Source organism: Rhodobacter sp. SGA-6-6, from assembly GCF_011043545.1.
In the GTDB taxonomy this organism is placed as follows: Bacteria; Pseudomonadota; Alphaproteobacteria; order Rhodobacterales; family Rhodobacteraceae; genus Pseudogemmobacter.
The window spans coordinates 22,659-28,878 of record NZ_JAAKGP010000022.1; the positions used below are offsets into that span (position 1 = coordinate 22,659).

The 6,220-nt window shown below is 69.9% G+C and carries 5 protein-coding genes; 4 read left to right on the forward strand and 1 reads right to left on the reverse strand.

The features are described 5' to 3' along the window. The first annotated feature begins 34 nt into the window (after nucleotides 1-34). The 4 genes from G5B31_RS20060 (at nucleotide 35) to kdsA (ending at nucleotide 4,669) form a co-directional block, all read left to right on the forward strand. Nucleotides 35-1,285, forward strand: coding sequence for a Na+/H+ antiporter NhaA (locus tag G5B31_RS20060; RefSeq protein WP_165019975.1), 1,251 nt, complete (start codon nucleotides 35-37; stop codon nucleotides 1,283-1,285). 220 nt (nucleotides 1,286-1,505) lie between these two features. Then, nucleotides 1,506-2,159 (forward strand): ABC transporter ATP-binding protein, encoded by a 654-nt coding sequence (locus G5B31_RS20065; protein WP_165019976.1) that lies wholly within the window; start codon nucleotides 1,506-1,508, stop codon nucleotides 2,157-2,159. Next, nucleotides 2,143-3,828 (forward strand): capsule biosynthesis protein, encoded by a 1,686-nt coding sequence (locus G5B31_RS20070; RefSeq protein ID WP_165019977.1) that lies wholly within the window; start codon nucleotides 2,143-2,145, stop codon nucleotides 3,826-3,828. The genes G5B31_RS20065 and G5B31_RS20070 overlap by 17 nt, the downstream gene beginning before the upstream one ends. A gap of 10 nt (nucleotides 3,829-3,838) precedes the next feature. Continuing rightward, nucleotides 3,839-4,669, forward strand: coding sequence for a 3-deoxy-8-phosphooctulonate synthase (kdsA, locus tag G5B31_RS20075; protein ID WP_165019978.1), 831 nt, complete (start codon nucleotides 3,839-3,841; stop codon nucleotides 4,667-4,669). A 250-nt stretch (nucleotides 4,670-4,919) separates the two neighbouring features. Here kdsA and G5B31_RS20080 read toward each other — a convergent pair whose 3' ends face one another. Further along, nucleotides 4,920-6,092, reverse strand: a complete 1,173-nt coding sequence (locus G5B31_RS20080; RefSeq protein ID WP_165019979.1) for an NAD(P)/FAD-dependent oxidoreductase — start codon at nucleotides 6,090-6,092, stop codon at nucleotides 4,920-4,922. Between the last annotated feature and the right edge of the window lie 128 nt (nucleotides 6,093-6,220).

Below are 6,220 nucleotides of genomic sequence, written 5' to 3' on the forward strand. Positions count from 1 at the left end.
GATACCCATGGCATCAGTCTGGACGCAAGGCATCATGTATCGCATTTCCCCCTTTGTCCGCCACTTCGGCCTTGCGCTGCTGCTCGGCATCGCCACCGCCACGCTCTGGGTGAACCTCGCCCCGGCGAGCTATTACGATTTCATCGAATGGCATGTGGCCGAGGTCGCGCTGCCGAACTGGGTCTGGCGCGGCACGGTGTCGATCACCCCCTTCATGGTGGTGGCCGACATGCTGATGGCGCTGTTCTTCTTCTTCGTGGGCAAGGAACTGTGGGAATCGCTGATCCTGGAGCGCGGCGCGCTGGCGGGGCGGCGGGCGGTGTTCCCGATGGGGCTGACGGTCGGGGGCCTGATCGGCGCCGCGCCGGTCTGGCTGGTCCTGCAGGCGCTGATCGAGACGGCGGAGGAGGCGAGCTTCGGCCAGGGCTGGACCGTGCCCCTGGGCACCGACGTGGTGCTGGCCTATCTGGTCGGGCGGCGGGTGTTCGGGCAGGGCCATCCGGCGCTGCACCTGCTGTTGCTTCTCGCCATCGCCACCGACATCCTGGCGCTGCTGATCCTGGGCCTGACCAACCCCAACCTGTCCTGGCGGCTCTTCTGGCTGGCTCTCCCCCTCGCCGCCAGCTTCGGGGTCTGGGCGCTCTGCGGCCGCGGCCCCGCCCCCGGCGCGACCGAGCGGCAAAGGCGCGCGGGCCAGAGGCTCTGGCCCTATCTGCTGGCGGGGGCGCTGTCCTGGTTCGGCACCGCGGCCTCGGGGATGCCCGCCGCGCTCGGCCTGCTGCCGGTGATCCCGGCCATCGCCCATGCCGACCGCAGCTTCGGCCTTTTTGCCGAGGCCGAGGGGTTCCTGCACGATCCGCTGAACCGGCTGGCGCATCTGCTGGTGCGTCCAGTCGCGGTGATCCTGTTCCTGTTCGGGGTGATCCGCGGCGGGGTGGATTTCCAGGCCTTCGCGCCGACCACGCTGGTCACGCTGGGCAGCCTCTGGATCGGGCGGCCGCTGGGGATGGTGACGGCCGGGCTGGCGCTGGCCAGGGCCTCGGGCCTGCGGCTGCCGCCCGGGGTGACGACCGGCGACCTGCTGCGCATCGTGATGATCCTGTCGATGGGCTTCACCGTCCCCGCCATCGCCATCTCCGCCGCCCTGCCCGGCGGCGCCATGCAGGAGGCGGCGCGCCTCGGCCTCGCCCTGTCGCTGCTGGCGGGCGCGGTGGCGCTGGTCCTGCCCCGTCCCGCGCGGCCGGCCGGAACGCCCTCGCAGGCCGGCAGGGTGACGCAGGCGTGATCGTCCGCGCACGCCGCCATTGTCGGAAATGCGGAACCCCGACATAATGCGGCCGCAAAGACCGGCTAGCCTGCATCTTCCCGCGGGAGATTCCCTCGCGGGCACAAGGCCGGCAACCGGACGGCAACCAAGATCCGGCAGGCTGGCGCGCAGGCGGTCCGCCCCGGCGGCAAGAGGCAAGGAAAGGCGCGGCGGCCCCCGGCCGTCGCCTGACGTGTGGATGATCGAGTTCAGCAATGTCTCCAAATCGTTCTGGACGGGCACCCGCAGGAAGGTGATCCTGAACAACGCCTCCTTCCGGGTCGAGATCGGCCGCTCGCTCGGCATCCTCGCCCCGAACGGCACCGGCAAGACCACGATCATCCAGATGATGGCCGGGCTGGAGAAGCCGGACGAGGGCGTGATCACCCGCACCAGCCGCGTCTCCTTCCCGCTGGGGTTCATGGGCGGCATCGCCGGCAAGCAGTCGGCGCTGGAGAATTCGCGCTACATCGCCAAGCTCTACGGGCTGGACCCGGACTATGTCGAAAGCTTCTGCCGCTGGCTCTGCGGCCTGGGCGAATATTTCGAGATGCCGGTGATGACCTATTCCTCCGGGATGAAGTCGCGCTTCACCTTCTCGCTGATGCTGGCGCTGGAGTTCGACATCTACCTGATCGACGAGGGGATGCCCTCGACCAGCGATGTCGAGTTCAACCGCAAGGCCGGCGGCATCCTGCGCGAGCGGCTGAAGAACGCCACCGTCGTCATCGTCTCGCACCAGGCGCAGACGCTGGAGAAGTTCTGCCGCCAGGCGGCGGTGCTGAAGGACGGCCAGCTTTACATGTTCGACACCCTCGAAGAGGCGAAACGGCTCTATGACTACACCGCTTAAGGCTGTCCGGTTCAACATCCGCCGCCCGGACCCGGCCGCCGCCCCGGCCCCGCGGCCGCGCCCCGTCGCCGTGCCCGCCGCGGCCGCCGACGACATGCCCTTCGCCACCCATGACGACGGCTTCGGCGACCAGCACTTCCCCGGCTCGACCCGCGAAGCCGAGGCCGCGCCCCTCCCTGCCCCTTCGGGCCCCGAGACCCAGCTGGAGGCGATCCGCAAGGAAGGGCTGACCGGCCGCCAGCTGCGGATGGCGCGGCGGCTGGCGCAGCGCCACAACCTGCCCGCCACCTCGGACTTCGACGCAGTGCGGCTGTTGCGGCAGGCCGGGATCGACCCGTTCCAGCGCGCCTCGATGCTGGACCTGGTGGCCTCCGAGCCCGAGACGGCGCCCGGCCAGCCCCCCGCGCCGCCGCCGCCGGGCACCGGCCGGGCGCTGGCGCCGCTGCCGGGCGACGGCGTGCGGCTGCCGCAGACCATCAAGCCGATCCAGCTGCCCTCGACCGAGCAGCGGGCCGAGGTGAACCACGCCGCCGAGATCCTGAAGATGCAGCAGGACATCGCCAAGCGGCGCAAGCGCAAGCTGGCGCTGCTGGCGGCGCGGATGTTCGTCTTCGTCGGCCTGCCGACGCTGATCGCCGGCTGGTATTTCGCCATGGTGGCGACGCCGCTTTATTCCACCAAGTCGGAATTCGTGATCCAGACCGCCGAGCCGCCGGCCGCCTCGGGCATCGGCGGGCTCTTGACCGGCACGCCGGCCGCCAACATGCAGGATTCCATCGTCGTCCAGGGCTACCTGATGTCGCGCGACGCCATGCTGCGGCTGGAGCAGGACGTCGGCTTCCGCGCCGCCTTCCAGGGCGACCACATGGACCCGCTGCAGCGCCTGCCCGACGACGCCAACATGGACGACGCCTACGCGGTCTACCAGAAGCGGATGATGATCTCCTACGACCAGACCGAAGGGCTGATCAAGATGGAGGTGATCGCCCCCGATCCGCAGCTTTCGGTGCAATGGTCCGAGAAGCTGATCTCCTATGCCGAGGAGCAGGTCGACCACATGTCGAAGCGCAAGCGCGAGAACACCATGCAGGACGCGCAGAAGAACTATGAGGACGCCGAGGCCGCCGTCCTTGCTGCGCAGCGACGGGTGATCGAGCTGCAGGAGAAGTTCAAGGTGCTGTCCTCGGATGTCGAGGTCACGCTTCTCACCCAGCAGATCGGCGCGCTGGAGACGCAGCTGACCCAGGAGCGCCTGAGCCTGGCGCAGATGGAGGCGAACGAATCCCCCAACCAGGCTCGGATGGAGCCGGTGAAGCGCCGCATCGCCACGCTGGAGGAGCAGATCGCCATCCTGCGCGCTAAGCTGACCGAGGGCAGCGCGAGCGGCGAATCCCTCGCCCGCATCCAGGGCGAGCTGCTGATCGCCCAGGCCGACGTGCAGACGCGGCAGATGCTGATGGCGCAGGCCCTGCAGGCGATGGAGAATTCCCGGGTGGAGGCCAACCGGCAGGTCCGCTATCTTTCCGTCTCGGTCAGCCCGGTGCCGACCGATGCGCCCGCCTATCCGCGCAGCTTCGAGAACACGCTCGTCACCATGCTGATCCTGCTGGGGATCTACCTGATGGTGTCGATGACGATCTCGATCCTGCGCGAACAGGTCTCGGCCTAGGAGAAAGACGATGAAAACGGTGAAGATCGGCCGGCTGGCCTGCGGCAACGACCTGCCGCTTATGGTGATCGCCGGGCCCTGCCAGCTGGAAAGCCTGGACCATGCCCAGATGATCGCCGGGCGGATGGCCGAGGCCTGCGCCGCGGCGGGCGCCGCCTATGTGTTCAAGGCCAGCTACGACAAGGCCAACCGTTCCTCCCTGTCCGGCCGCCGCGGCCTGGGAATGGAGGCCGGGCTGAAGGTGCTGGAGGCGATTCGCGACACCGGCCTGCCGGTGCTGACCGACATCCACGACGAGGGCCAGGCCCGCGAGGCGGCGACGGTGGTGGACGTGATCCAGATCCCCGCCTTCCTCTGCCGCCAGACCGACCTCTTGCTGGCTGCGGGCAAGACCGGCGCGGTGGTCAACATCAAGAAGGGCCAGTTCCTGGCGCCCTGGGACATGGCGAACGTGGCCGACAAGGTGGCCTCGACCGGCAACGACCGCATCCTGCTGACCGAGCGCGGGGTGTCCTTCGGCTACAACGCGCTGGTGGCCGACATGCGCAGCCTGCCCACGATGGCGAAGACCGGCTGGCCGGTGATCATGGACGCCACCCATTCGGTGCAGCAGCCGGGCGGCCTCGGCGGCTCCTCCGGCGGCCAGCGCGAATTCGCCCCGGTCATGGCCCGCTGCGCCGTTGCGATCGGCATCGCCGGTGTCTTCATCGAGACCCACGAGAACCCCGACCGCGCGCCATCGGACGGGCCGAACATGGTGCCGCTGGACCGGATGCCGGCGCTGCTGGAGAGCCTGATGGCCTTCGACCGGCTGGCGAAGGCGAACCCGCTGCGGGTGTAAGTGCAGGCGGACGTTCACGCAACAGAGGCCGGCGCCCGACCGCGGGTGGGCGCTTCCGACGGTGCGTAGCAGGCGCTTTATGGTGCGGCCTCTCCTTCGGGTGGAGCGGAGAACGGACGGCACAGAAGCGCCCGCCCATGGGGCGGTCGGGCACTGGCCGGGGGCGCGTTCCGCGCCTGTTAACCCGGCCGGAGGTGTTTTTTCCGGGCTCGCCCCCGCCGCCCGCGTGATGGAACGACAAGGAGGCCCCTCACGCCACCTGCCCCGCCGCCCATCCGCTCGACCAGGCCCATTGGAAGTTGTAGCCGCCCAGCCAGCCGGTGACATCGACCACCTCGCCGACGAAATGGAGACCCGGCACCGCCTTCGCCTCCATCGTCCGCGCGTCCAGCCCGTTGGTATCCACGCCGCCCAGCGTCACCTCGGCCGTGCGATAGCCCTCGGACCCCACCGGGGTGAGCCGCCAGTCGTGCAATCCGCCCGCCACCCGGTCCAGCGTGGCCCCCGGCACCTCGGCCAGCGGACCCGCGATCCCGGAGGCCAGGGCCAGATGCCGCGCCAGTCGCTCCGGCACCAGCCGGGCCAGGGCGCCCGCCAGCTGCCCCCGCCCGGCCTCGCGCTTGGCCTGCCGCAGCACCGCCCCGGCATCCGTCCCGGGGCAGAGGTCCAGCGCCACCGTCTCGCCCTCGCGCCAGTAGCTGGAGACCTGCAGGATCGCCGGGCCGGACAGGCCGCGGTGGGTGAACAGCACCGCCTCGTCGAAGCCCACGCGCCCGCAGGAGGCCCGGCCCTGCACCGAGACCCCGGCCAGCGGCCGGATCCATTCCAGCTCCTGCTCGGCGAAGGTCAGCGGCACCAGCGCCGGGCGGGTCTCGGTGACGGCCAGCCCAAAGCTCTCGGCGATGCGGTAGCCATGGGCCGAGGCTCCCATCTTCGGGATCGACTTGCCGCCGGTGGCGACGACGACCGAAGCCGCCGCCTGCACCCCGCGCCTTGTCTCCACCGCGAATCCCGCGCCCCGCCGCGTCACCGCCCCGGTCTCGCAGCCGGTCCAGAGCGTGACGCCCGCGGCTTCCATGTCCGCCAGCAGCATCTGCACCACCTGCGTCGAGGGACCGTCGCAGAAGAGCTGCCCCAAAGTCTTCTCGTGCCAGGCGATTCCCGCCGCATCCATCCGGGCGATGAAGTCCCATTGCGTGAACCGCTTCAGCGCCGACAGCGCGAAGCGCGGATTGCGGCCCAGGAACCGCTCGGCCGAGATGCCGAGATTGGTGAAGTTGCAGCGCCCGCCGCCGGAGATGCGGATCTTCTCGCCGGCCTTGGCTGCATGGTCGACGACCAGCACCCGCCGCCCGCGCCGCCCGGCCTCGATGGCGGCGAACATGCCGGCGGCGCCGGCGCCGAGAACGATCACATCCCACATGAAGGAGACCCCATTTTTCTGCCCCGCCCCCCTTGCAGCCCGCCGGGGCCTTCGCTAAACACCGCGCCACGGTTGGGGCGTCGCCAAGTGGTAAGGCAGCGGTTTTTGGTACCGCCATACCTAGGTTC

Excerpts from the sequence above, each read along its gene's own strand:
- G5B31_RS20080 (WP_165019979.1), bottom strand. The coding sequence starts at position 6,092 with ATGTGGGATGTGATCGTTCTCGGCGCCGGCGCCGCCGGCATGTTCGCC.
- kdsA (WP_165019978.1), top strand. The coding sequence starts at position 3,839 with ATGAAAACGGTGAAGATCGGCCGGCTGGCCTGCGGCAACGACCTGCCG.
- G5B31_RS20060 (WP_165019975.1), top strand. The coding sequence starts at position 35 with ATGTATCGCATTTCCCCCTTTGTCCGCCACTTCGGCCTTGCGCTGCTG.
- G5B31_RS20065 (WP_165019976.1), top strand. The coding sequence starts at position 1,506 with ATGATCGAGTTCAGCAATGTCTCCAAATCGTTCTGGACGGGCACCCGC.
- G5B31_RS20070 (WP_165019977.1), top strand. The coding sequence starts at position 2,143 with ATGACTACACCGCTTAAGGCTGTCCGGTTCAACATCCGCCGCCCGGAC.